The organism is Saccharopolyspora oryzae (genome assembly GCF_027853915.1).
Classification (GTDB): domain Bacteria; phylum Actinomycetota; class Actinomycetes; order Mycobacteriales; family Pseudonocardiaceae; genus Saccharopolyspora; species Saccharopolyspora oryzae.
In genome coordinates, this window is the sequence record NZ_JAQGLA010000032.1 from 24,184 (window position 1) to 49,350 (window position 25,167).

Annotated in this window: 23 protein-coding genes; 11 read left to right on the forward strand and 12 right to left on the reverse strand. The window is 71.0% G+C overall.

The features are described 5' to 3' along the window. Nucleotides 1-14 precede the first annotated feature (14 nt). From OU415_RS19910 to OU415_RS19930, 5 genes are all read right to left on the reverse strand, one after another. The gene (locus OU415_RS19910; RefSeq protein ID WP_270950389.1) at nucleotides 15-560 is read right to left on the reverse strand and encodes a PadR family transcriptional regulator; all 546 of its coding nucleotides are present in this window, start codon (nucleotides 558-560) and stop codon (nucleotides 15-17) included. Between the two features lie 63 nt (nucleotides 561-623). After that, nucleotides 624-1,604 (reverse strand): NAD(P)H-dependent flavin oxidoreductase, encoded by a 981-nt coding sequence (locus tag OU415_RS19915; RefSeq protein ID WP_270950390.1) that lies wholly within the window; start codon nucleotides 1,602-1,604, stop codon nucleotides 624-626. Nucleotides 1,605-1,753: 149 nt separating this feature from the next. Continuing rightward, a complete protein-coding gene (locus OU415_RS19920) occupies nucleotides 1,754-2,521 on the reverse strand; it encodes an SDR family NAD(P)-dependent oxidoreductase (protein WP_270950391.1) in 768 nt (255 codons plus the stop codon). Nucleotides 2,522-2,530: 9 nt separating this feature from the next. Beyond that, nucleotides 2,531-4,096: a long-chain-fatty-acid--CoA ligase gene (locus OU415_RS19925; RefSeq protein WP_270950392.1), complete on the reverse strand. Its 1,566-nt coding sequence runs from the start codon at nucleotides 4,094-4,096 to the stop codon at nucleotides 2,531-2,533. A gap of 76 nt (nucleotides 4,097-4,172) precedes the next feature. Continuing rightward, nucleotides 4,173-4,799 (reverse strand): TetR/AcrR family transcriptional regulator, encoded by a 627-nt coding sequence (locus tag OU415_RS19930; RefSeq protein ID WP_270950393.1) that lies wholly within the window; start codon nucleotides 4,797-4,799, stop codon nucleotides 4,173-4,175. 157 nt (nucleotides 4,800-4,956) lie between these two features. Here OU415_RS19930 and OU415_RS19935 point away from each other — a divergent pair, with 157 nt between their 5' ends. The 4 genes from OU415_RS19935 to OU415_RS19950 all read left to right on the forward strand — a co-directional run bounded on the left by OU415_RS19935 (nucleotide 4,957) and on the right by OU415_RS19950 (nucleotide 9,380). After that, nucleotides 4,957-6,156 (forward strand): acyl-CoA dehydrogenase family protein, encoded by a 1,200-nt coding sequence (locus tag OU415_RS19935; protein WP_270950394.1) that lies wholly within the window; start codon nucleotides 4,957-4,959, stop codon nucleotides 6,154-6,156. Nucleotides 6,157-6,209: 53 nt separating this feature from the next. Then, nucleotides 6,210-7,289, forward strand: coding sequence for an acyl-CoA dehydrogenase family protein (locus OU415_RS19940; protein WP_270950395.1), 1,080 nt, complete (start codon nucleotides 6,210-6,212; stop codon nucleotides 7,287-7,289). A gap of 136 nt (nucleotides 7,290-7,425) precedes the next feature. Next, a complete protein-coding gene (locus OU415_RS19945; protein ID WP_270950397.1) occupies nucleotides 7,426-8,622 on the forward strand; it encodes an MFS transporter in 1,197 nt (398 codons plus the stop codon). Nucleotides 8,623-8,723: 101 nt separating this feature from the next. Then, on the forward strand, nucleotides 8,724-9,380 hold the full coding sequence (locus OU415_RS19950) for an HNH endonuclease family protein (protein WP_270950398.1): 657 nt from the start codon (nucleotides 8,724-8,726) through the stop codon (nucleotides 9,378-9,380). On the opposite strand, the gene OU415_RS19955 is transcribed toward OU415_RS19950, so the two are convergent. After that, nucleotides 9,352-10,278 (reverse strand): DMT family transporter, encoded by a 927-nt coding sequence (locus OU415_RS19955; RefSeq protein WP_270950399.1) that lies wholly within the window; start codon nucleotides 10,276-10,278, stop codon nucleotides 9,352-9,354. The genes OU415_RS19950 and OU415_RS19955 overlap by 29 nt on opposite strands. A gap of 171 nt (nucleotides 10,279-10,449) precedes the next feature. Here OU415_RS19955 and OU415_RS19960 point away from each other — a divergent pair, with 171 nt between their 5' ends. After that, complete coding sequence (locus OU415_RS19960; protein ID WP_270950400.1) at nucleotides 10,450-11,070, forward strand: L-threonylcarbamoyladenylate synthase; 621 nt, start codon at nucleotides 10,450-10,452, stop codon at nucleotides 11,068-11,070. 353 nt (nucleotides 11,071-11,423) lie between these two features. After that, the gene (locus OU415_RS19965; protein WP_270950401.1) at nucleotides 11,424-11,627 is read left to right on the forward strand and encodes a cold-shock protein; all 204 of its coding nucleotides are present in this window, start codon (nucleotides 11,424-11,426) and stop codon (nucleotides 11,625-11,627) included. A gap of 175 nt (nucleotides 11,628-11,802) precedes the next feature. Here the strand turns inward: OU415_RS19965 and OU415_RS19970 are convergent, their stop codons facing one another. The 3 genes from OU415_RS19970 to OU415_RS19980 all read right to left on the reverse strand — a co-directional run bounded on the left by OU415_RS19970 (nucleotide 11,803) and on the right by OU415_RS19980 (nucleotide 14,333). Next, a complete protein-coding gene (locus tag OU415_RS19970; RefSeq protein WP_270950402.1) occupies nucleotides 11,803-13,239 on the reverse strand; it encodes an MFS transporter in 1,437 nt (478 codons plus the stop codon). 24 nt (nucleotides 13,240-13,263) lie between these two features. Beyond that, the gene (locus OU415_RS19975) at nucleotides 13,264-13,716 is read right to left on the reverse strand and encodes a MarR family winged helix-turn-helix transcriptional regulator (protein WP_270950403.1); all 453 of its coding nucleotides are present in this window, start codon (nucleotides 13,714-13,716) and stop codon (nucleotides 13,264-13,266) included. A gap of 65 nt (nucleotides 13,717-13,781) precedes the next feature. Then, complete coding sequence (locus OU415_RS19980) at nucleotides 13,782-14,333, reverse strand: FABP family protein (protein ID WP_270950405.1); 552 nt, start codon at nucleotides 14,331-14,333, stop codon at nucleotides 13,782-13,784. Nucleotides 14,334-14,438: 105 nt separating this feature from the next. Here OU415_RS19980 and OU415_RS19985 point away from each other — a divergent pair, with 105 nt between their 5' ends. Both OU415_RS19985 and OU415_RS19990 read left to right on the forward strand, forming a co-directional pair. Further along, a complete protein-coding gene (locus tag OU415_RS19985) occupies nucleotides 14,439-15,068 on the forward strand; it encodes a VOC family protein (protein WP_270950406.1) in 630 nt (209 codons plus the stop codon). 209 nt (nucleotides 15,069-15,277) lie between these two features. After that, on the forward strand, nucleotides 15,278-15,400 hold the full coding sequence (locus OU415_RS19990; RefSeq protein WP_270950407.1) for a hypothetical protein: 123 nt from the start codon (nucleotides 15,278-15,280) through the stop codon (nucleotides 15,398-15,400). A 13-nt stretch (nucleotides 15,401-15,413) separates the two neighbouring features. On the opposite strand, the gene OU415_RS19995 is transcribed toward OU415_RS19990, so the two are convergent. Beyond that, nucleotides 15,414-16,322 (reverse strand): LysR family transcriptional regulator, encoded by a 909-nt coding sequence (locus tag OU415_RS19995; protein ID WP_270950408.1) that lies wholly within the window; start codon nucleotides 16,320-16,322, stop codon nucleotides 15,414-15,416. Between the two features lie 108 nt (nucleotides 16,323-16,430). Between OU415_RS19995 and mdlC the strand changes: the two genes are divergently transcribed. From mdlC to OU415_RS20010, 3 genes are read left to right on the forward strand one after another with little or no spacing between them, the layout of a single operon-like run. Continuing rightward, a complete protein-coding gene (gene mdlC / locus OU415_RS20000; protein ID WP_270950411.1) occupies nucleotides 16,431-18,017 on the forward strand; it encodes a benzoylformate decarboxylase in 1,587 nt (528 codons plus the stop codon). Nucleotides 18,018-18,055: 38 nt separating this feature from the next. After that, a complete protein-coding gene (locus OU415_RS20005) occupies nucleotides 18,056-19,387 on the forward strand; it encodes an MFS transporter (protein ID WP_270950413.1) in 1,332 nt (443 codons plus the stop codon). Nucleotides 19,388-19,401: 14 nt separating this feature from the next. Further along, the gene (locus tag OU415_RS20010; RefSeq protein ID WP_270950414.1) at nucleotides 19,402-20,862 is read left to right on the forward strand and encodes a benzaldehyde dehydrogenase; all 1,461 of its coding nucleotides are present in this window, start codon (nucleotides 19,402-19,404) and stop codon (nucleotides 20,860-20,862) included. A 39-nt stretch (nucleotides 20,863-20,901) separates the two neighbouring features. Here the strand turns inward: OU415_RS20010 and OU415_RS20015 are convergent, their stop codons facing one another. Then, complete coding sequence (locus OU415_RS20015; protein WP_270950415.1) at nucleotides 20,902-24,435, reverse strand: protein kinase domain-containing protein; 3,534 nt, start codon at nucleotides 24,433-24,435, stop codon at nucleotides 20,902-20,904. Nucleotides 24,436-24,462: 27 nt separating this feature from the next. Beyond that, nucleotides 24,463-25,119, reverse strand: a complete 657-nt coding sequence (locus OU415_RS20020; protein ID WP_270950444.1) for a DUF7019 family protein — start codon at nucleotides 25,117-25,119, stop codon at nucleotides 24,463-24,465. Between the last annotated feature and the right edge of the window lie 48 nt (nucleotides 25,120-25,167).

Here is a 25,167-nt window from a genome sequence, read left to right on the forward strand (position 1 = left end):
CGATGATCGAGAGACTAGCTGCCGGCATCGGCCTCGAGTGCGGCGATGACCTCGTCGCACCAGTCCACCATCGACTGCTCGGTGCGGATTCCGCCGCTCAGCACCAGGAACTGGTGCAGCGGCTGGCCGGACAGCCGCGTCCGGTCCGGGAAGTCGCGCTGCTCGATGGCCTGGTAGACCGCCCGGCGCTCGGCGTGCAGGGTGCGGTGGCGGCGGACCTCGGCCAGGACCTGCTCGATCTCGCCGTAGGAGGCGCCGCGGATCTTCACCGACAGCTCGTTGCGCACCGTCGGCGGATCGGCCGGCTCGGCGAGCCAGCGGGCCAGTTCGGCAGTTCCGGAATCGCTGACCCGGTAGACCTTCTTGTCCGGCCGCTTCTCCTGCGCCACCTCGTCGGCGGAGACCCAGCCGAGTTCCACCATCCGCTTCAGGCTCCGGTAGATCTGCTGGTGGCTGGCGCCCCAGAAGTACCCGATCGACTTGTCGAACCGCCGGGCCAGCTCGTACCCGGATCCCGCGCGTTCCTGCAACGACACCAGGATCGCGTACTCCAACGACACCGCGCACTCCTCAGCTCAGGTGGCACTGCTGGTGCCGACGATAGTCCGCAGTGGACTCCGGGATCACGCGAGCAGGCTGCCGAGCCGGCCGCGGATCAGCTCGGTCGCCTCGCCCACGATCCGCTGCACGAGCTCGTCGACGGTGGGGACGTCGTCGATCAGGCCCTGCACCATGCCGACGCTCCAGATGCCCAGCTCGGTGTCGCCCTGCTCGTAGACCTGCCGCCCGCGCGCCCCGGCGACCAGCTCGCGCACGTCCTCGAAGGCGCCGCCGGCGTCCAGCCGGGACACCACTTCGCGGCTGACGGAGTTGCTGGCCACGCGCGCGGTGTTGCGCAGCGGCCGGAAGATCAGCTCGGTGTCGAGCTCGCTGGCCTCGGCGATCTGCTTCTTGACCTGGTCGTGGATCGGCGACTCGGCGGTGCACATGAACCGGGTGCCCATGTTGATGCCGTCGGCGCCCAGCGCGAGCGCGGCGACCAGGCCGCGGGCGTCGGCGAACCCGCCGGAGGCGATGATCGGGATGCTCAGCTCGTCGGCGGCCCGGGGGATGAGGACCAGCCCGGGAACGTCGTCCTCGCCGGGATGTCCGGCGCATTCGAAGCCGTCGATGCTGACCGCGTCGACGCCGAGCTTCTGCGCCTTGAGCGCGTGCCGGACGCTGGTGCACTTGTGCAGGACCTTCACCCCGGCCGGTTTGAAGGCGGCGACCTGCTCGGCCGGGTTGGCGCCCGCGGTCTCCACGATCTCGATGCCGGACTCGATGATGGCCTGCCGGTACTCCGCGTAGGGCGGCGGCGTGATGGTCGGCAGGATCGTGATGTTGACGCCGAAGGGCTTGTCGGTCAGCTCGCGGCAGCGCGCGATCTCCTTGACCAGGTCCTCGGGCGTGGGCTGGGTCAACGCGGTGATCATGCCCAGCGCCCCGGCGTTGGCGACGGCGGCGACGAGCTCGGCCCGCCCGACCCACTGCATCCCGCCTTGCACGATGGGGTGCTCGACCCCGAACTCCTCGGTGAACCTGGTCCGAATCGCGCTGCCCATGACTCGCCTCCCGAAGTGCGCTGCTCACGGGCAACCTACTATGCACAAAGTTGCAATGCAACAAGTTGCATATCGTCGCGACCCGGCAAGACCCGTGAGCACTTCCTGGTGCCATAGCGCCGGAAAGTGCTCACGGGCCTCGTCCGAGGTCAGAAGGAGACGTAGCCGCCGTCGACCGTGATGGCATCCGCGGTGTGGAACGCGCTGGCGGGGCTGGCCAGGTACACCGCGAGCGCGCCGAAGTCCGACGGCGCACCCCAGCGGCCCGCCGGAACGCGGGGGAGGACCTTGCGCTCGAAGGCCTCCGAGTTCAGCAGCGGATCCGCCAGCGGGGTGCTCACCCAGCCCGGGAGCACGGCGTTGGCCCGGATGCCGTGGCGGCCCAGCTCGACCGCGATCGACTTGATCATGGAGATCAGCGCGGCCTTCGACGCCGCGTAGGCCTGACCGCGCGGCTGGCCCTGCTGGGCGGCGAGGCTCGACGTGCCGACCAAGCTGCCGCCTTCGCCCTGCGCGAGGAGCCGGCGGGCGGCAGCGCGCAGGGTGAGGAACGCGCCGTCCAGGTTGACCCGGGTGACCCGGCGGAACTCGCTGAGCTCGGTCTCGGTGAAACGGGTTGCGGCGCCGCCGATCCCGGCGTTGGCGAAGCACGAGTCCAGCCGGCCGAACTCGGCGGTGGTGCGCGCCATCGCCTCGTCGACCTGGTCCTCGTCGCCGACGTCGCAGCGCAGCGCGAGCACCTGACCGCCGTGCCGCGCCAACCGCTGCGCGGCAGCGTCGTTGCGCTCGCCGTTGGTGCCCCAGATGCACACGGCCGCTCCGGCGGCGGCCAGCGCATCGGCCATCGCCAGGCCGATGCCGGAATTGCCGCCGGTGACGACGGAGACGTGCCCGCTGAGGTCGAACGGGTTGGTCATGTCAGCGCTTCACTCCTCGATGGAGAGCTGGCCTGCTGCGTGTTCGGTGCGCAGTTGCGTTTTGAGGACCTTGCCGCTGGGGTTGCGGGGCAGCTCGGTGACGACGGCGAGCCGGCGGGGGCGCTTGTAACCGGCCAGCCGGTCGCGGCACCAGATCGAGATGTCCTCGAGGGACGGGGGATCGGCGGGGTCGCGGGGGCTGATGACCGCGAGCGGGGATTCGCCCCAGCGGTCGTCCGGGACGCCGATCAGGGCGACTTCGGCGATCCCGGGGTGGGCTGCCAGGACGTCCTCCACCTCGGCGCAGTAGATGTTCTCGCCACCGGAGATGATCATGTCCTTCTTGCGGTCCACCACGTAGAGGTAGCCGTCCTCGTCCTGGCGCACCAGGTCGCCGGAGTGGAACCAGCCGCCGCGGAACGCCTCGGCGGTCTCGGCCGGTTTGCCCCAGTACTCCCGCATCACCGTCGGCCCCCGGTAGACGATCTCGCCGACCTCGCCGGGCGCCACGTCGTTCATGTCGTCGTCGACGATCCGCACCTCGACGTTGATCATCGGCGTGCCCACGGATCCGATCTTGTGCAGCGCGTCCTCGGCGCGCAGGACGGTGGTCACCGGGCAGCACTCGGTCTGCCCGAACGCAGTGGTGATGTCGGTGTCCGGGAACTTCTCGAACATCGAGCGCAGCAGCGTGGTCGATGCGGGCGCCGCGCCCCAGGTGATCCGCCGCAGCGCGGACAGGTCGTGGTCGGCGAGATCGGGCAGGTCGCAGATCGCCTGCCACTGCGCGGGAACCAGGAAGCAGGCGGTGATCCGCTCCCGGGCCATCAGCTCGACGATCTCCGCCGGGTCGAACCGGCCCGATGCGGTGAGCACGATCCGGCCGCCCTGCAGCAGGTAGGGCAGCATCCCGGACACCCCGGCGATGTGGAACAGCGGCACCCCGACCAGCCAGACCTGGTCCTCGCCGGTGATGCCGTGGTGCACCATCGAGCTGAACGTGTGCATCAGCAGGTTGTGGTGGGTCAGCACGGCGCCCTTGGGGCGGCCGGTGGTCCCGGAGGTGTACATGATGAACGCCGGGGACTGCTCGTCCACCGCGATCTCGACGTGCTCCGGTGAGGCCGCGGCCAGCGCCGATTCGTAGTCGCCGGAGTCCCCGACGACCAGCCGGACGTCCACGTCGGACGCGGTTTCCCAGGCCTTGTCCAGGGTTTCGGCGAACAGCTCGTCGACGATCGCGGCGCGGGCTCCGCTGTCGGTCAACGCGTAGGCGACCTCGTCGGCGACCAGCCGGAAGTTGATCGGCACGCAGATCGCGCCCAGCCGGGCCACGGCGAGGTAGGACTCGACGACCTCCAGCCCGTTGCGGCCGAGCACCGCCACCCGGTCGCCCGGCTCGACACCGCGATCGGCCAGCGCGTTGGCCAGCCGGCTGACGCGTTCGTCCAGTTCGCGGTAGGTGCGTCCGGTGCCTGCGAAGCGCAGTGCGATCTCGTCGGGGATCTTGCGGGCGTGGCGGGCGAGCTGGTCGCTGATGGTCATGCCTCGGCCGGACTGCGCGAATGCTGGCATCGCTACCTCGTCGGTGAGGGTGACGTGACGCGCCTCATACTGCGTCGGCCGGACACCGGTGGTCAACCGCGACCGGTCAGCCGTCGAACAGCAGCCGCCGGGTGATGGACTTCCAGACGTCCAGGTGTGCGGACCTGGTGGGGGAGCGGTCTTCGAAGGCGTAGGCCAGTGCCGCGCCGCGCATGCTGGTGAACAGCATCTCGCGCAGCTGCGGGTACACCGGGTGGTCGCACACCGCCGGGCCCCAGATCCGGTCGGACACCGATCGGATCGCCCGGCGCAGCCGCCGTTCCTCCGGGCGGAGGGCCGCGCTGAGCGCCGGATTGGTCCGGGCGGCTGTCCACAGCTCCATCGCGGCCCAGAAGTGCGGCTCGTGGAAGGTCTCCCACAGCAGGTCGATGCAGCGGTCGACGCGGCGGGGCCCTTCGGGCATGTCCGCGAGCCGTTCGGCGACCCGCTGCTCGGTCTGCACCAGGCGGTCCCGGGCCAGGTGCTGCGCGGCCGCGACCAGCAGTTCGTCGCGGGACGGGAAGTGGTGCAGCAGCCGCCCCCGGGAGACCCCGGCCTTGGCCTGGATGGCCAGCGTGGAGGCGCCCGCGTAGCCGTGCTCGACCAGGCAGTCGACGGCGGCTTCGAGGATCAGCGTGCGGCTGTCGGCTGCCCGTTCCTGCCGGGTCCGCTGGTCGTTCCGGGTCTGGTCCACGCGAGCAGGGTACCGCCGACCGGGAGCATCCACAGTGGACTCCGCTGGAGCACGGGCCGCTGCTGCATTCGACGGGTGTTCGCGGCGCGTCCGATCGGTTACAGTCAGCGTTGACTGATCGGGTTGCCGCCGCGCCGCCGGGCTGGAGGGAGACCACATGAGCGTCGATGAGTTCCGCGCCGGTGCGCGGGAATTCCTGGCCCGCAACGCACCCGGACCGCTCGCGGAGCTGGAACCCGCCGAGCAGCTGCGGGCCGCGAAGCGGTTCCAGGCCGCTGCCTACGACGCGGGGCTGATCGGCATCACCTGGCCCACCGAGTACGGCGGCCGCGGGCTCAGCACCGCCGAACAGCAGGCCTACAACGAAGAAGCGGTGCACTACGACCTGCCCAGCGCGCCGTTCATGGTCGGCATGGGCATGTGCGGACCGACGCTGCTGGACCTGGGCAGCCACGAGCAGAAGACCCGCTACCTGCCGCCGCTGCTGCGCGGCGACGAGATCTGGTGCCAGCTGTTCTCCGAGCCCGGTGCCGGCTCGGACGTGGCCAGCCTGCAGACCCGCGCGGTCCGCGACGACGACTCCTGGGTGATCAACGGCCAGAAGGTGTGGACCTCCGGGGCGCAGTTCTCCGACTTCGGCGCGCTGCTCGCCCGCACCGATCCGGACGTGCCGAAGCACCGCGGTATCACCATGTTCATCGTGGACATGCGCAGTCCGGGCGTGACGGTCCGGCCGCTGCGGGACATGACCGGACGCGCTCCGTTCAACGAGGTCTACTTCGACGACGTGCGCATCCCGGCCGACGCGGTGATCGGCGAGGTCGGTGGCGGCTGGCTGGCCGCGCTCACCATGCTCGGCCACGAGCGGATCTCCATCGGCGGATCGGTCCGGCGCGGCAGCGACCCGCTGGCCTACGACAACCTGGTCGAACTCGCCCGGCGGCAGAACCGCGCGGACGACCCGGTGGTGCGCGATCGGCTCGCCGAGATGTACGCGCACGAACGGGCTTTGGCGCTGTTCAACACCAAGCTCCGGCAGGAGGCCGCGGCGGGCTCGTCGCCCGGGGCTCGCGGATCGGTCGCCAAGCTCGCCGGTGCCGAGCTGCTGTGGCGTGCCGTGGACACCGCCGGGCTCATCGCCGGATCGGCGCTGACCTCGTGGGAGGACGGCGATTCGGCGGCCGAGGAGATGGCGATCGCCATCAACGGCACCCCGGCGATGAGCATCGCCGGCGGGTCCAACCAGGTGCAGCGCAACATCATCGGGGAGCGGATCCTCGGTCTGCCGAAGGAGCCCCAGGTCGACCGCGACGTACCGTTCCGCGAGCTGAAGGTCGGCACCCAGCGGACCCCGTGACCCCCCCCCGCACTGCGAGAAGAGTTCGCCTGAAGTCCACTGAGGAGTGTGCGATGCAGCTGGTGCTGGACCCGGAGCAGCAGGAACTGCGGTCCGCGGTGCGGAAGTTCCTCGCGGAGCACGCACCGTCGCAGCGGGTGCGGGAACTGGCGGAAGGCGACGGCCACGACGCCCAGCTGTGGCGGCGGCTGTCGACGGAGCTGGGGCTGACCGGGCTCGTGGTACCGGAGGAGCACGGCGGTTCCGGTGCTGGTCACGTGGAGCGGGCAGTGGTGCTGGAAGAGCTGGGCGCAGCGCTGGCACCAGTGCCGTTCCTGGCCTCCGCGGTGCTGGCCACCGACGTGCTGCTCGCGGTGGACGACGAGGCCGCCCGCGCGGAACTGCTGCCCGCGATGGTGTCCGGTGAGCTGATCGCGGCGGTGGCTTGGGACCAGGAGTCGGTCCCGACGGCGACGCCTCGCGATGGCGGGTGGGTGCTGGACGGGCGCGCGCAGCGCGTGGTGTCCGGTGACATCGCGGATGTCGTGCTGGTGCAGGCCAAGACCGGGCAGGGCACCGCGTGGTTCCGCGCGCGGGCCGAGCACATCGCGAAAACGCCGCTGCGCACGCTGGATCCGACGCGGCGCCTGACGAACCTCGACTTCACCGCCGCACCGGCCGAACTCCTGGCGTCGTCGGACCCGGATGCGGTGCGCGCCCGGGTGCGGGACCTCGCGGCCGTGGCGCTGTCCGCCGAGCAGCTCGGCGGCATGGCGCGGGTGTTGGAGATGACCGCCGAGTACGCCAAGGTCCGGGTGCAGTTCGGCCGCACCATCGGTTCCTACCAAGGCGTCAAGCACCGGCTGGCCGACATGTACAGCGCACTCGAACAGGCCGGTGCGGCGGTGCGCTACGCGGCGTGGACGGCGGACTCCGACCCCGAAGAGCTCCCGCTCGCCGCAGCGCTGGTGCAGGTCCTGGTCTCACCCGCCAACTTCCAAGCAGCGGCCGACACCGTCCAGCTCCACGGCGGCATCGGCTACACCTGGGAGCACGACGCGCACCTCTACTACAAGCGCGCCAAGACCTCGCAACTCCTGCTGGGCACCCCGGACGAGAACCGCGCTCGCCTCGCCGACCTGCTCCAGATCTGACCGAAGCCGGCAACTCTCCTCGCGCAACGGGTGAAATCCGGGCGCACGTGACGGATCTCTCGCTGGCAGCGCCGGAAACTCTGCCAAGCTGGGAAGGTTCGGAACTCGGGCTCGCGCGGCGAGGAGTGAACGGCAAGTGCAGGTCGACGACCGCCCCTTCGAACTGAGAACCGTTGCGCTCGCGGCATTCGGGCCGACCCTGCTCTTCGCCATCGGCGAGGGCGCCATCATCCCGATGATCCCCCTGGTCGCCGCCGACCAGGGCGCGAACCTCGGGGTGCTCGGGCTGATCGCGGCGATGCTGATGGTCGGCGAGCTGATCGGCGACGTGCCCAGCGGAGTGCTCGTGCACCGGCTCGGCGAGCGCACCGCGATGATCGGTGCCGCGATCGTCTCGGTGCTGGGCCTGCTCGGCTGCTACTTCTCCACGGATCCGTGGATGCTGGGCGCCTGCGTGTTCGTCGTCGGCCTGGCCACGGCGGTCTTCGCGCTGGCCAGGCACGCGTTCATCACCACCACCGTCCCGCTGCGCTACCGGGCGAGGGCGTTGAGCGTGCTCGGCGGGCTGTTCCGGGCGGGGTACTTCATCGGCCCGTTCCTCTCGGCGCTCGTGCTGCTGGCGACCCCGGACAAGCGCGCGGTCTTCCTGCTGCACATCGGATTCGCCGCGGCCGCGATCATCCTGCTGCTGTGCACGAAGGACCTCGGCTCCGCGGAGAAGGACGGCGTCGAGCAGTCGCACCAAGGTCTGGTCACCACGCTGGTGGAGCACCGCGGCGTGCTGGTGCGGATGGGAACCTGCGCGGCCCTGATCGGCGGACTGCGCGCATCGCGGATGGTCGTGCTGCCGTTGGTGGCCGTGGCCTCCGAGCTTCCGCCGTCGACGACCGCCCTGATCATCGGCATCGCCGGCGGGGTCGACTTCGCGCTGTCCTACAGCTCCGGCCAGATCATGGACCGCTTCGGCCGGATCTGGGCGGCGGTGCCGTCGATGGTCGGCCTGGCGGTGGGCCACCTCCTGCTGTTCGTCGTGACCGATGTGCCCACTTTCGCCGCTGTCGCAGTGCTGTTGGCGCTGGCGAACGGGACCAGCTCCGGAATCCTGATGACCCTCGGCGCCGACCTGGCGCCGCAGCCGGGCCCGGCGCCGTTCCTCGGAGCCTGGCGCTTCACCGCCGATTTCGGGCAAGCGGTCGGCCCGGTCACCATCTCCGGCCTGACCGCGCTGCTGGGCGTCGGCCTGGCCGGAGCGGGCATGGGAGTGCTCGGCCTGCTCGGTGCCGGTCTGCTGATGCGCTACGTGCCCCGCTACGTCCCGCGGGGGAGCGGCTAAACCCCCGTGCGCTTGGCCACATTCCCCGCGTGGCGGAGTGAACCCCGGCTACCCCGGATGATCGAATGTCGGGAGCGCTGTCGTCGAACCGGGAGAAGGCCATGAGCGGGGCTGTTGCGAAGAAATCGGCGTGGACGTCGGTCGTGGCGGCCGTGCTGCTCGCCCTGATGTGGGTGGTGTTCGAGTCCGGCTTACTCGACGCGCGCGGCAGCAGCCAGCCCACCGGCGCGGCCGCCGACCAGCTCGAGCAGCTGAAGGTCGCCCCGGCTGGATCGATGGACGGCTACTCGCGCGAGCGCTTCAAGCACTGGACGTCGAAGCCGGAAGCCGGGAAGAACTGCAACACCCGGGAAGCGGTGCTGGTCCGCGACGGCGAGAAGGTGCAGACCAACAACTCCTGCGAAGCGGTCTCCGGCAGCTGGACCTCGGTGTACACCGGCGACAAGCTGACCAAGCCCTCGGACATCGACATCGACCACATGGTCCCGCTGGCCAACGCCTGGCGCAGCGGTGCGAACAAGTGGGACGACGCGCGGCGCGAGCAGTTCGCCAACGACATGGACCTGCCGCAGCTGGTCGCGGTCGACTCCAGCTCCAACCGCAGCAAGGGCGACCAGGACCCGTCGACGTGGAAGCCGACGGAGAAGGCCTGGTGCGACTACGCGACGAAGTGGGTGACGGTCAAGAACGGCTACGGCCTGACCGTGACCGAAGCGGAGAAGCAGGCGCTCAAGGAAATGCTCGCGACCTGCTCCTGACGGCGCGAACCCCGGCGACGACCAGGACGCCGCCCAGGATCAGCGCGCAGCCGACGAGTTGGAGCGGTGTCGGACGTTCGGCGAGCACCACGGCGCCGAGGACGAGCGCACCGACCGGGGTGAGCAGGAGCAGGACTGCGCCGACCTGGCTGGACAGGTGCGGGAGGCACACGGCCACCAGCAACCAGCCCAGGACCTGTCCGCACACCGCGACCAGCAGCAGCCAGCCGACCGCAGCCCAGCCGGGGAACAGGTCGACGCCGGTCCACACCGCTCCCAGCACTGCTGACACCAACGCGGCCGAAGCCATCATGGCCAGGTAGGACCGCACGGTCTGACCACGACGTCCCGAACGGCGCAGCAGGAACAGGAATCCCGAGTAGCAGAGCGCGGCGAGCGCCGCGTGGATCGTCCCTGCCACCGGATCCGCGCCTGTGCCACCGCCGTCCAGCAGGCCCGAGGTCAAGACGACTCCGAGCAGCACGACGGGCATCGCGAGGAGGTAGCGCCGCGTCACCGGCTCGCGATCCACCAGCCACGCCAGGGCGGGAACGAGAACGACCTGCAGGTTGACGATGACCGCGCTCAAGCCCGCGCCGACCTCGGCGATGGCTTGCGTCCAGAGCAGCATGTCGACGCTGAACAACGTCCCGGCGGCCAGGGCCAGACCTGGTCTCCGCTGCGACGGCGGGGTTTCCCCGCGGCGCTCCCGAAACGCCAGCAGGGCCAGGAAAGGCAGCGCGAGGGCGCACCGGTAGACCGAAGCGGTGCCCGGAGAGGTGCCCGACAAGCTGACGAACACCCCCGAAGTCGCGACGAAGAGCGCGCCGACCGCGGTGCCCAGCCAAGGGGTGCGGTGCTTCGGCAGGTGGTCGGTGGCGTGGATCAACCGGGACAACTTTCGGAAGGAGTGCCCGCAGCGACCTCTTCGCCGGGCGGTCGTGCGGAGGACGGTAGGACCAACGCCGCTGGTCCCGCCAGCGATTTAACGGGCACGCGCCCGCAGCGGGGTTCCGCCACCCGCACCGCAATGCGGGGTGGGCGCGGAGGCAGGCTTTAAGCTCGGGGCATGGCGAAGTACTTCGACGTGCACCCGGACAACCCGCAGAAGCGCTCCATCGGGCAGGTGGTCGACATCCTGCGCGAGGACGGGTTGATCGCCTATCCGACGGACTCCTGCTTCGCCCTCGGGGCGCAGCTGGGGAACAAGGAGGGCATGGAGCGGATCCGCTCCATCCGGCACCTCGACGATCGGCACCACTTCACCTTGGTGTGCCAGAACTTCGCCCAGCTGGGCCAGTTCGTGATCATCAACAACGCGGTGTTCCGCGCCATCAAGGCCTCCACACCGGGCAGCTACACCTTCATCCTGCCCGCAACCAAGGAGGTGCCGCGCCGGCTGCTGCACCCGAAGAAGAAGACCGTCGGCGTCCGCATCCCGAACCACGTGGTGGTCCAGTCGCTGCTGGCCGAGCTCGGGGAGCCGATGCTGTCCAGCACGCTGCTGCTCCCGGGGGAGGAGGAGCCGATGACCCAGGGCTGGCAGATCAAGGACGAGCTGGACCACGTGCTGGACGCGGTGATCGACTCCGGCGACTGCGGCACCGAGCCGACCACGGTCGTCGACTTCTCGGGCCCGGAACCCGAGGTCGTCCGCTACGGCGCGGGCGATCCGTCCCGCTTCGAATGATCACCGCCCCCGTTTCGCCAAGAGCTGAACACCCGCGGTTCACCCGGTAGGCGGTCGACGCGACCGGATCCGGCTCGAAGGGGTCGGGAAACCCGAGGTCGCCGACGGGAGGGGTGGGTTGTCGGCTGCGACACGCTGGTGGAAATGGCAGGGGCGCGATCTTGATGAACCGTGTAGTGTCGGCACTGGTCGTATTTTTCTGGGGTCGTGTTCGCGCACACTCGCAGGATGGTGATGCGGGCGTGCTGCTATCTGGTTGTAGCTGGAGTAGTCGCCGTTCGAGATCCGCGACCCAGGTGGTCACGCAGTGTGACTGCCTGATGTAGTACCGGCTCCCAGAAGGAGAGAAGAGCATGGCACAGGGAACCGTGAAGTGGTTCAACTCGGAGAAGGGCTTCGGCTTCATCGCTCCGGACGACGGTGGCCCGGACGTGTTCGTCCACTACTCGGCCATTGACTCGCGCGGCTTCCGCACCCTCGAAGAGGACCAGAAGGTCACCTACGAGGTCAGCCAGGGCCCGAAGGGCCCGCAGGCCGCGGACGTCCGCACGGTCTGAGAACGGTGAGCCAGCTCGTTCCGCTACCACGGCACGGGCCAGCTTGACCGCAAGTCGATGAAAGCCCCGCACTCCGGTGCGGGGCTTTCTCGCGTTACCGGCCCCGGTGGCTGATGTGCGGGGCGGTGCGGCTGCGAGGGTGGGCTATGCACCTGCGGCGCATACAAGCAAAAGATCAAGACCTTGTTCGGCGGCGTTCGCGGTGGGCTGCGAACAGGGACGTTGCGAGCAGGATTGCCGCCAGGGCTGCGATGGACAGGCCCATGTGGTGCAGGCCGATGTCGTCGGCGTGGTCGCCGATCACGAGCGCGAGGAGCGCTGCTGCCAGGTTCGCCCCGACGTACTGGGAAGTGCGGTAGAGGCCGGAGGCCGCTCCCATCCGCTCCGCCGGGGTCACCGCGTACATCGCCTGCTGGTTGCCGATGTTGTTGAAGCCGTTCGGGACGCCGAGGACCGCCGCGATCAGGAGCAGCAGCAGGATCGGGGAATCGGCTCGCGGAACGCTCAGCAGCAGGCCTCCGACGCACAGCGCGGCGGTGCCGGCGATCAGCGCTGCGCGTGGGCTGCGGCGTCGCTGCAGCCGGTTCGCCAGGAGCGTCGAGACCACGCCGACCGCGGAGATCGGGAGGACCACCAGGCCGGCGCCGACCGGGCCGAGGTCCCGGGTTTCCTCCAGCCACTGGGGGAGGCCGTAGAAGACGCAGTAGAACGCCGTGTAGGTGACGATCGTGCGCACGTAGGTGAACGACAGCGCGCGCTTGCCCAGCAGTCGCACGTCCAGGAACGGGTCGCGAACGCGCAGGCACCACCACGCGGCGAGAGCGGTAGCGGGCACCGCGACCGCCAACCACCACCACTGGGGGACGTCGGCCAGCGAGAGCAGCCAGAACATCAACGCGGTGATCGCCGCCGCGAACAGGACGATGCCGATCGGGTCGATCTGCCGCAGCGCGGTGAGACGTCCGCGGCCGCGCCGCGCCGGTGGGTCCGCCGGTCCGCGCCAGATGATCACCAGGGCGCCGATCAGCGTCAGGGGCACGTTGACCCAGAAGACGCCGGACCAGCCGAACACGCCGACCAGCAGACCGCCGAGGGTGGGGCCCAGCGCTGCCGTGACCTGCGAGCAGACCGCGATCGCGGCGAGCGCGTTGTTCGGGCGGGCGCGCAGCTGGTCCGCGGCGCGGCGGATCATCGCGACCCCGCACGGGTACTGGGCCGCGGTGCCGATGCCGATGAGGATGCGGCAGACCACCAGCGTCGCGATGTTCGGCGCGAACGGGGCGATCGCCGAGGTGATGCCGACCAGCAGCAGCCCGGCGAGGCTGGTGCGGCGGGGGCCGAGGACGTCGGCGATGCGCCCCATCGCGGGAGCGGCCACCGCCGTGGCCAGGTAGAGCGCGGAGACCAGCCAGGTCACCGAGGTGCCCGCGTCGAACACGTCGCGGATGCTGACCAGCGCGACCGCGATCATCGAGGAGTTCAGGGGCTGCAGGATGGTGCCGAAGGCGATCGGCGTGACGAACTTGCCGGGCAGTTCGCGCGCCGGGTATTCCGCAGCGCTTCGTTCAGCGTTGCTGTCCTTCTCCGGTGAGGTTTCGTGCGTTCGCGTCATCGTCGGTACTCCTGCGGCGAGCGGTCAGGAGTCGGCCAGCCGGTCCAGCAGCCGGGCCGCCAGCACCAGCAGGTCCTGTTCCACATCGCTGAGTTCGGTCATCGCCTGGGCCAGCCACGCCTCGCGCCGGTCCCGGTCCTGCTGCACCCGCTCGCGGCCGGTGTCGGTGATGCGGATGATCGCGGCGCGGCGGTCGTCCGGGTCGGGTGCGCGTTCGGCCAGGCCGGCGGAGATGAGGTGTTGCACCATGCGGGCCATCGACTGGGGCGTGACCCGTTCGGCGACGGCCAGCCCGCTGGTGGTGGCGGGCCCGTCGCGCTCCAAGCGGCCGAGCACCGCCATCCGGCCGAGGGTGAGCTCGCCGGGGTCGCGCTCGGAACGCAGCCGTCGCGCCAGCCGCATCACGCCGGTGCGCACTTCGGCGGCTGCGTTGGCGACCCCGGCGGTGTTCTCGGTGGCGGGGTCGTCGCGGCTCATGTGTTCAGCATAGCTGTCTTTATTATCGATGCGAACGACCGTCCGGGTGTGCTCGCTCGCTGCTGCTAGCGGACGCGGCGCAGGCGCGCGGCCACGTGCGGGGTCATGGCCACGCCGACCATCGCGCGGTGCTCGGCGTAGTCGAGCACGTCGTCCTCGCTGAGCGCGTAGCTGCGCTGCGCGGCCTGGACGTCCTTGGCCGTCCTGGTCCGGACGACGGAGTCGGTGGCCAGCTCCCAGCTCCGGTCCGCCGCTTCGCCGTAGAAGAGCTCCTGGATCCCGGTGCAGTGCGACAGCAGCAGCTCGAGACTCCCGTCGGGCTGCGGGCGCCACCACCCCGTCTCCCACGCGGCCGGGCGGAGCACCGCGCCGTCGGCGTCGAGCAGCCAGGCGCGCGCTTCGTGCCGCAGGAACGGCCGCCCGTCGTGGGAGATCGTGAGCTGCTGGCCGAACCGGTACGGCCCGTCGATCGTCGGGTAGTCGACCTCGCCGCCGCCGCGCCACACACCGACCAGGGCGCGCAGCGGCCGGCACGCGTCGTGCAGCGGTGGGCCGGTGGTCAGGTCCGCGGTGTCGGCGGGGATGGGCGGTGCGGCGAGGTCGTCAGGGGTACCCATGCGTGGCAGCGTAGGTGGTGCCCGGGTTCGCCGGGCCGATCCCGGAGGCGTTGATCTTCCCGGCGCCGGGTGGTGGGATCGGGAACCGGGTCTTCGGAGGTGCGGATGACGAACGTCGAGTCGCGGCTGGACCACCTGGTGTACGGGGTGCCGGACCTGCTCGCCGGGGTGCGGGCGGTCGCGGACCTGCTCGGCGTCGCCCCGGTGCCGGGCGGTCGCCACCCGGCCAACGGCACGCAGAACTACCTCGTCGGTCTCGGCGGCCGGGCCTACCTGGAGGTCATCGGCCCGGCCCCCGAGGCGACGCGCCCACCGACCGTGTTCGGCCTGGCCGCGCTGACCGTCCCGAGCCTGGTGACCTGGGCGATCACCACCACCGACCTGGACCGCGCGGTGGCCGATGCGCGCGCCGCCGGGTACGACCCGGGTGATGCGGAGTCGATGTCCCGGCGGACGCCGAGCGGGGAGCTGCTGGAGTGGCGACTGGCCAAGCGCGAACCGAGGCCGCGCGACGGACTCGTGCCGTTCCTGATCGACTGGGGCAGTGCGCCGCACCCGGCGGAGTCGGGGCTGCCGGAGGTCCGGTTGCTGTCGCTGCGCGCCGAGCACCCGGATCCGGAAACCGTTCGAGCGGACCTGCGCGCCGTTGGTGCGCACTTGGACCTCACTCGTTCGGATGCCCCGGCGCTGCGCGCCGAAATCGAAGGCCGCGGCGGTCGGGTCGAACTGCGCTGACGTCCGGTGAACTGGCGTCGCCCTACCGCGCGGTAGTCCTCTGTGGACGGTTGCGTTGCGTGTTCGGTCTTGTGCGGGGCGGTGTGGTCGGCCGTTTCACCGGGCGTTATCGTCTTGGCAACGGCGCTGCCATCCGGCGGGTTGAGCATCGGGGTGAACCTGTTAGGCCGGGGTTTGGTGATCCGGCGCCGCGGAGAAGGGGAACTCCCATGGTGCGTGCTGTTGGAACGCTGGCCGTCGTCGGTGCCGGTGTCGTCGGTTTCTGGGTCGGCTACTTGTTCGACGTGCGCCGCCACTCGACCAGCGCCGAGCTCGACCAGGTCGCCGCCTGATCCCCTTTCCGTCTCAAGTGGACGGTTCCGCTCGCCGGAGGGTGCGCCGGATGAGCTCGCGGAGCCAGTCGGTGCCGGGCGCGGGCAGCGCTCGCCGGTAGGTGTAGAGCGAGACCTCCACCGTCGGAACGTCGAACGGCAGCTGGAAGGTCGCCACCTGCGATGAGCGGGTGAACAGCTCGGCCACTCCGCCGGGCACCGCCGAGAGGTAGTTCGTCCGCGCCAGCAGTTCGGGCAGCGCGGTGAAGTGCGGTACCCGGGCGGCGACCGCGCGCCGGTGCCCGAGGCGGGTGAGCTCCACGTCGGCGTCGACGTGCCCGGCCGCCGGGTCGACCACGATGTGCCGCTCCCGCAGGTAGTCCTCGAACGTCGGGCGCTCGCCGATGCGCGGGTGCGCCCGGGCGCGCAGACCGACGTAGTGCTCTTGGAAGAGGGCGTCGCGCCGCAGGTCCGGGGCGTCGATGCGGGGCGTGCAGATCACGGCGTCGGCGCGACCTTGGCGCAGGTGCTGCGGGGCGGCGGTCATGTCGAGCGGCAGCACCTCGACCGCGCAGTTCGGTGCGTTCCGCTCGAGGCGGGCCAGGACCGGCGGCAGCAGGCTGATCTCGCCGAGGTCGGTCGCGCAGATCCGGAACGTGCGCTCCGAGGTCGCCGGGTCGAACCGGCCCGCGCCCGACACCGTGTCCTCGATGACCTCCAGCGCCTGCTGCAACCGCGGGTACATGCGCTCGGCGATCTCGGTCGGGGCGAGTCCGTCGGGGGAGCGGGCGAACAGCTCGTCGTTGAACTGGCGGCGCAGCCGCCGCAGCGCGTGGCTCACCGACGGCTGCGTGATGAACAGCGCCTCGGCCGTCTTGGTGACGCTGCGCGTCTCGTAAAGGAGCACGAACGTCTTCATCAGGTTCAGGTCCACGTCGACCACGCAGCGAGAATAGATCTGGGCCATATCTGGATCAACAACATTCATTAGGCCTATGAGCGCTGCGCTCCCTATGGTGGCGGACATCACCGACACGGGGAGCGAACATCCATGGCCGACGTGCGCGACGTGACCTACGACCTGCTGCGATCGCACGACTTGACGACGATCTTCGGCAACCCGGGCTCCAACGAGCTGCCGTTCCTGGCCGGGATGCCGGAGGACTTCCGCTACGTGCTGGGCCTGCACGAGGGCGCGGTGCTGGCGATGGCCGACGGCTACGCGCTGGCCCGCGGCAGCTCCGCGCTGGTCAACCTGCACGCGGCGGCCGGAACGGGCAACGCGCTCGGGGCGCTGACCAACTCGGTCTACTCGCACAGCCCGCTGATCATCACCGCCGGGCAGCAGGTGCGCTCGACCATCGGCCAGGAGGTCATGCTCGCCAACGTCGACGCCGCGGAGCTGCCGAAACCGCTGGTCAAGTGGAGTTGCGAGCCGTCCTGCGCGCAGGACGTGCCGCGCTCGATCAGCCACGCCATCCACATCGCGAACCTGCCCGCCAAGGGACCGGTGTACGTCTCGGTGCCCTACGACGACTGGGCGCAGGAAGCACCGGAAGGGGCGCAGCACCTGCTCGAGCGCAAGACCGCCAGCGCGGGGGCGCTGAGCGAAGCGCAGCTGGCCGAGCTGGCCGAGGCGCTGGACGGCGCGCAGCATCCGGTGCTGGTGCTGGGCCCAGAGGTCGACGCCGAACACGCCAACGACGACGCCGTGCGCCTGGCCGACCGGTTGGGTGCGCCGGTGTGGATCGCGCCCTCCGCGTCGCGCTGCCCGTTCCCGACCCGGCACCGCAGCTTCCGCGGCGTGCTGCCCGCCGCGGTCCAGGGCATCACCGACGCGCTGCGCGAGCACGACCTGATCCTGGTGGTCGGAGCACCGGTGTTCCGCTACCACCAGTTCGTGCCCGGCGAGTACCTGCCCGCAGGTGCCCGGCTGGTGCAGCTGACCAGCGATCCCGGCGAAGCCGCGCGCGCACCGATGGGGGAGGCGCTGGTCGGCGACGTCAAGGACGCGCTGTCCCGGCTCGCCGGTGCGGTCACCCCCGGCCTCCGGCCCGAGCTGCCGCCGCTGCCGGAACGGCCGGCCGCGCGGACCGCCGGCGAGCGACTGCACCCGGAGGAGCTGTTCGCGCTGCTGCGCGAGCACGCCCCGGAAGATGCCGTCTACGTCAAGGAATCCACCGCGACCACCGGTGCTTTCTGGGCGCAGATGGACCTCTCCACGCAGGGCAGCTACTTCTTCCCGGCCTCCGGTGGGCTCGGCTTCGGGCTGCCCGCCGCCGTCGGGGCGCAGCTGGCGCACGACGAGCGCCAGGTGATCGGGCTCATCGGCGACGGATCGGCCAACTACGGGATCACCGCGCTGTGGACCGCTGCGCGGTACCGCATCCCGGTGATCGTCATCATCCTGAAGAACGGCACCTACGGCGCGTTGCGCTGGTTCTCCAAGGTCCTCGACGCCGGTGAGGTGCCCGGCATGGACGTGCCCGGCATCGACTTCGCGCAGATCGCCAGGGGGTACGGCGTCGACGCGACGTCGGTGCGCACCGGTGCGGAGTTCACCGCTGCGCTGAAGAGCGCGCTCGGCGCGGGCAAGCCGGTGCTGATCGAAGCGGAAACCGAGCTCACCGAACCCTGACCGGCCCTCCCCGACGAAGTGGAACCGGAGGAACCCAGTTGCCCCAGCACACCGCGGGGGCCGTGGTCGGCGCTGCCCGGCTCAACGGCTTCCACCTCAAAGCCCTGACCCTGTGCTCGCTGCTGATGATCGTCGACGGCTACGACATGGTCAGCTACGGCACCGTCATCTCCCAGCTGATGGACGAGTGGCACATGGACCCGGTCGCCGCCGGGACGCTCGGGTCCGTCGCGCTGGTCGGCATGCTCGTCGGCGGGCTGTTCATCTCGCCGCTGGCCGACCGCCACGGGCGGCGGCCGCTGATGATCACCTGCGTGACCATCGCCAGCATCGCCTCGTTCGGCTGCGCGTTCGCCACCGGCCCGGAGGTGCTGGGGGTGCTGCGGTTCGTCGTCGGGGTGGCGCTGGGCGCGCTGGTGCCCAACTTCACCGCGCTGGCCGGGGAGATCGCACCGCGCCGGGCGAAGGCCCTGTTCGTCACGCTGGTGTCGTCGTTCTACTCGGTGGGCGGCATCGGTGCGGCGGTGTTCGCCATCTACATCGAACCGGTGTGGACCTGGCGCGGCGTGTTCTACGTGGCGGGCCTGCCGCTGCTGCTGGTGCCGTTCCTGCTTCGCCACCTGCCGGAATCACCGGACTACCTGGCCGCCCGCGGTGACCGGGAGCGGTTGCTGGTGGTGCTGCGCCGGATCGCCCCGGAGCGCGACGACCTCGACGAGGTGTCGCTGGACCGCCGCTCCGGGCAGGCCGATGTCGGGCTCCGGCAGCTGTTCACCGGTGGGAACGCGCTCAACAACGTGCTGATCTGGGTGTTCTTCGCGATGTGCATGCTGCTCAGCTACGGGCTCAACACCTGGCTGCCGAAGCTGATGCAGACCGCGGGCTACCCCCTGGGCTCGGCGCTGTGGAACCTGGTGGTGCTGAACCTGGGCGGCATGGTGGGCGCGATCGTCGGCGGTTGGGTGGCCGACCGCTGGACCTACCGCGGCACCCTGGTGCTGTACTTCGCGCTCGCCTCGCTGTCGCTGATCGGGCTGTCGTTCAACCCGAACTCGTTGGTGCTCAACACCTTGCTGTTCATCGCAGGGGCGGCGACCGTCGGCGTGCTGGCGATCATCCACGCGTTCGCGGTGGAGTACTACCCGGCAGCGGTGCGCTCGACCGGCGTCGGCTGGGCGGCCGGGATCGGCCGCATCGGCGCCATCGGCGGACCCGCGCTCGGCGGCGCGCTGCTGGCGCTGGAGCTACCGTTCCAGCAGAACTTCATCGCCGTCGCGGTGCCCGGCGTGATCGGTGCGATCGCCGTCGCGATCGTGGCCAAGAAGGAGTTCCGCCTCCCCGAACCGCAGCGGACCTCCGCACAACCCTGAAGAAAGGTCGATGCATGACGATCCTCGACGCCGAACGCTGGTCCAAGCAGGTGTTCACCGGGCGTTGGACCTCGGCCGGCGGCACGCCGACCGAGGTGGTCGAGCCCGCGACCGGGCAGCAGCTCGGGCACGTCGGCTGCGCCACCCCGGCCGACATCGCCGCGGCCTGCTCGAAAGCGGCTGCGGCGCAGCGGGATTGGGAGGACAAGCCGTTCGAGGAGCGGGCGGCCGTGCTGCGGCGGGCCGGGCAGCTGTTCCTCGATCACGCCGAAGAGGTCCGCAGCTGGCTGATCCGCGAGGGCGGTTCGATCCGGCCGAAGGCCGACATCGAGGTGCGGACCGCGGCCAACGAGTGCTTCGAAGCCGCCGGGCTGACCTCGCACCCGGCGGGATCGCTGCTGCCGTCGGCGGACGGCCGGCTCAGCTTCAGCCGGCGGGTCGCGGCCGGGGTCGTCGGGGTGATCGCGCCGTTCAACTTCCCGCTGATCCTGTCGATCCGCGCCGTGGCACCGGCGTTGGCGCTGGGCAACTCGGTGGTGCTCAAGCCCGACACGCGAACCGCGGTGTGCGGTGGCCTCGCACTGGCGGCGATCTTCGAAGCTGCCGGGGTGCCGGAGGGCGTGTTCCAGGTGCTGCCGGGAGGGGCCGACGCGGGAGCGGCGCTGGTGGCCGACGAGCACACCCGGGTCATCGCCTTCACCGGATCCACCGCGGCCGGTCGCAAGGTCGGGGAGGCCGCTGCCGCGCACCTCAAGCGCGCGCACCTGGAGCTGGGCGGCAACAACGCGATCATCGTGCTGCCCGACGCCGACATCGCCGCTGCCGCGTCGGCCGGCGCGTGGGGCTCCTTCCTGCACCAGGGGCAGATCTGCATGGCCGCCGGGCGGCACCTGGTGCACGAGTCCATTGCGGACGAATACGTCGCGGCGCTGGCGGAGAAGGCGCGCACCCTGCCGGTCGGGGACCCGAACACCGCGGAGGTGGCGCTGGGGCCGATCATCGACGCCAAGCAGCGCGACGGGATCCACCGGTTGGTCACCGAGAGCGTGGCCGCCGGCGCGGAACTGGTCGCCGGTGGTGAGTACGACGGGCTGTTCTACCGGCCGACCGTGCTCGACCACGTCAAACCCGATACACCCGCGTTCAGCCAGGAGATCTTCGGCCCGGTCGCGCCGGTCCTGCGGTTCAGCACGGTGCAGGAGGCGATCTCGATCGCCCGCGACACCGAGTACGGGCTGTCGCTGAGCGTGCTCGGCGGGGACGCCATGCAGGCGTGGGAGATCGCCAAGCAGATCCCGAGCGGTCTGGTGCACGTCAACGACCAGACCGTCGGCGACCACGCGCACATCCCGTTCGGCGGGGTGAAGGCCTCCGGCAACGGCGGCCGCGTCGGGGGAGCGGAGGCGAACCTCGAGGCCTTCACCGAAACCCAGTGGGTCACGATCCAGGGCCCGATCCAGCAGTACCCGTTCTGAGGCCGTGCGGGTCGTGAGCGCGAACGCCGGTCCTCGCGCTCACGACCGGTCGGCCGCCAGTTCCCAGTCGAGTTCCCAGACCCGGACCTCCCCGGACGTGCTGCCGGTGAGCAGGAAGCGGCCGTCGGGCGTCATCGCCAGGCAGCCGATGCCTTCGCCGTGACCGTCCAGGGAACGCAGGCGACGCCCGGAGGTGACGTCCCAGACGACAGGTGGTGTCCAGTACCCACCGGAGACCGCGAAATCGCCCTGCGCGGTCATCTGGAGGAAGGTGTTGCGATCCCGGCCCGCACCCAGCGGGTCGCCCGTGCTGAACGACCGGACGACCTCTCCGGACGTGGTGTCCCACAACCGGATTCCCTCGGCTTCGCCGGTCAGCGCGAGGCGTCCGTCCGCGCTGAGGCACACCGCTCGCATCGTGCTCAGGAACTCGCCGCGCAGGGAGTGAGCGGGCGCAGCGCGCTCCAGGTCCCAGAGCTGCACCATGCTGCCCCTGGCCAACGCGGCGAGACGGCCGTCCCGGGCCAAGGCGATGTCGTAGACGCGGTGCGGCAACAGCGGTCGAGGCTCACCTCCGGCCAGGTCCCAGATCCGGACCCTGCCGTCGCAATGGCCGACCACGGCCTGCCGTCCGTCGGCGCTGAACCGGACCGGGGCGGATTCACCGCGCCCGGTCGGTGCGCCCAGAACCCGTTGGCACTCACCGGTTTCGAGGGACCACAGGCGGACCGTGCCGTCCCTGCTGCCGGACAGGACCTGCCGGCCATCGGGGCTCAAGCAGACCGACTCGACCATGTGCTCGTGGCCTTCGAGCACGTGGGTGCAGGCGCCCGTGTCGACCGACCACACCCGCACCGTGCCGTCCCCGCTGCTCGATACGGCGAGGCGCCCGTCGTCGGACACGTCGACGGCGCCCACGTGGTCGCTGTGCCCGCGGAGGACCCGGGCCGACCATGCTGCGCGCAGCCCGGTCTTCCGGGCGTGGCGGCTCAGCGCCCACCACGCGGACAGGACCTTCGGCTCCCGCTCGTAGCCGGGCGTCGTCCTGGCCCGGGTGAGCAGGTCGAGCGCTGACTGCACGCTGCCGTCCGACATCGCCTGCTCCGCCTCGGCGACCAGCGAGTCCACCCGTGCGCCCAGCCTGCTCAGCTCGGTCTCCGGGCGCGGGCGGGTCAGGCTCGGCGCGGCGTCGTAGCTCGCGGGCAACCGCCATCGGCGGACTGCTCTGTCCTGACCAGCGGAGAACCCGAACCGGCCGTCGGGGTCCAGGGTGACGGCAGCCGTCCTGTTGCGGTGGCCTTGGAAGGTCCGCAAGCATCGGCCGGTGCTGATGTCCCAGAACCGGACGGTGCCGTCGAAGGCGTCCCCGGAGAGCAGGGACTTCGCACCGGCGCTGAGCGACAGGGCGTCGGCCGTGTGCCCGGTCAGGACGCGGACGCAGCTGCCGTCGGCCAGATCCCAGATCCGGATGGTCCGGTCGTGGCTCCCGGTGGCCGCGAAGCGCTCGTCGGCGGTGACGCAGATGGCGGTGACGTACGACGTGTGCCCGGCCAGGACGTGGTGGCGGCGGCCGGTGTCCAGGTCCCAGACGCCGACCGACTCCGAGAGGCTGGTCGGCCCGTCGCCGCTGCTGCCGCCGGCCAGCAGCCAGCGCCGCTGCGGACTCAGCCGGACCAGCCGCGCGTGCCCGAAATCCGGTGCCTCGACCCACCGCTGCTCCCCGCGGACGGTGTCCAGGAACCGGAATCCGCCGTCCGAACCGGGCCAGCACGCGACGGACCCGTCCTGGCTCAGGCTCACCCGGGCCAGTTGCATGCCGGAGCGCTCCACGTCCGCTCCGGCGACCGCGCACCGGCTCGAAGCGCGGTCGTCGGCGAGGTCCCAGAAGCAGACGGTCCCCTCCCGGTCCGCGGAAGCCGCGAACCTCCCGTCCGGGGTGAGGTCGACGGACTGGATCGGCTCGCTGTGACCGTTGAGGACCACCACGCAGCGCTCGGCGCCCACGTCCCACAACCGCACCTTGCCGTCCCAGGTACCGGTCAGCGCCAGCTGTCCGTCGGGGGTGAGCGCGATCGCGGCGTCGTCGTGGAACGACGCGGGAACGCGCGCGATGCTGGCGCCGGGAGGCGCGGAGAGGACGGCCGCCCGCGAGCTCTCCAACGCGGCTGGTTCCGCCGTGGCGGGCTCACCTCGGCTGCCCAGCTCGTGCTCCGGGTACGAGGGCCACGGGAGGTGCCACTCGTCGACGCACCGGGCATCGGTGATCTCACCGGACCGGATCGCGCGCAGCGCCGCCTGGACGTCCGGCTCGTCACCCCATTCCCGCGCCACGTCCGCCAGGAGCGCGCGAGCCGAAACGAGATCGCCCCGCTCCATGTGCACCTGGGCGAGCAGGTAGCTGGCCTCCCGGGCGTCGCCCCTGTCCACCCGGAGCGCTTCCAGCTCGGTGACGAGTTCCCCGTCGGTGATGGCACCGGCCCGCCACTGCGCGAGTCGCGCGTTGTAGCGGGCTGGCACGTTCTGCGGATCTGCGGCCAACGCCTTCCGCAGCGCCTCCTCGGCTTCGCCCGGCCGACCGAGGTCCACAAGGGACAGTGCTCGGTTGTTGTACTCGTCGGCCCGCAGGTCGGCTGCCGCGGGAACCTGGCGAGGATGCGGTTCGCCCAGCACGGCTCGGTAGACGTCGGCCAGTGCGGCGGCGACCTCGGCCATCGAACCCGGCCGCCGGGCGGGATCCTGGTGCAGGCACCTCGCCAGCAGGTCGGCCAGCGCGGACGGCATGGCGGGCAGCCCACCGGCGTGACCGGTCCGGCAGCCGTCCAGCGCCGCACCCGCGTCCGGGCCGCTGTCCCAGGCAGGCCCACCGGTGAACATCTCCAGCACCGACACCGCGAAGCTGAAGACATCGGTGCGCCGCCCCAGCGGACGGTTCGCCACCTGCTCGGGCGAGGCGTACCGCAGCGTTCCGCCACCACCGCCCGGCAGCGGGACGCTGGTTCCGGGCGGGGCGTCCGGATCGAGCGCGGCCAGCTCCTCGCGCGCCAGCGCCAGCCCGAAATCGGTGATCTTCGCGGTGCCGGAGCCGTCCAAGAGCACGTTGTCCGGCTTGACGTCCTGGTGCACCAGGTGCCGGCTGTGCGCGTGCTCGATGCCCCACGCCATCTGGACGGCCGTGTCGATCACCCGCGCCAGCACCGCTCGCTCATCGCCCCGGTACAGCCGCCCGTCGTCGATCCACTCGCGAAGGCTGCCGCCCGGGACGTACTCGGCGAACACCCGGGGGACACCGCCGAGCGTCCGGACGTAGTGGCAGCCGCACACGTGCGGGTGCAACCCCAGCGCCACCCACGTCTCGGCCTCGGTGATGAACAGCTCGCGGGCGGCTTCGGTCCGGAACAGGGCCGGCCGCGGGCACTTCACCGCCAGGTCGACGTCCCACACCAGGTGCCGCGCCCGGTGGACCACACCCATGCCGCCGCGCCCGATCACCTCCGCGACCTCGTAGAGGCCGTCGATCACGTCACCGACCCGCCACTCGGACGGTGTCCCCGCGTGCTCCTGCGGCGCATCCATGCCGACCTCCGTCGGACGTGCTGGCGGCTAGTCGACCTGGGCCACGTAGATCGGTGAGCCGAGCACCACGGACTCGTCCCCGCCGGGACCGGTGCCGTGCAGCAGCCGCTTGGCGATGAACTCGACGTTCTGGGCGGGCGTCCGGAGCTCGCGGACCGCCCGGTGCACGGCGGCGAGCGCCGAGTGGTCGGTACGGTCGAGATCGTCGCCGACCGAGTCCAGGACCAGCTCGTCCTCCAGCTCGGACGCCGTGCCCAGCTGGTCGAGGATGGCCGGCAGCAACGACGACGAGGGGCGGGCGTCGTCCACCCCCGGGACCGAACCCAGCAGGTGCCGGGCGGATCCGCCGAGCCCCACCACGTTCCGGCCGTCGCAGCCGCCCAGGAACACCAGCGACGGATCCGCCGCACCAGGCATCGACGTCCACCGCATCGGCAGCAGACCGCCGAAGAACTGGCCCGGTTCGTCGACCGTGCCGACATCGCCGTGGTCCTGCAGGTAGCGCACGACCCGCTCCAGCCGGAGGAAGCGGTCGTCGGTCGGCGCGGTGCTGCGCTTCGCCGAGACCATCTGCAGGTTCACGCCGACCTCGGTGCTGCGCTTGGCGGCGAACCTCGGGTCGATCTGCGACAGCAGCATGTCCACCTTGCTGTCGCTGACGTACAGGTAGTACCGGAACGTCATGGCCACCCCGTCGCAGACTCGGCCACGCCCGGCAGCGTGGATCCCGGA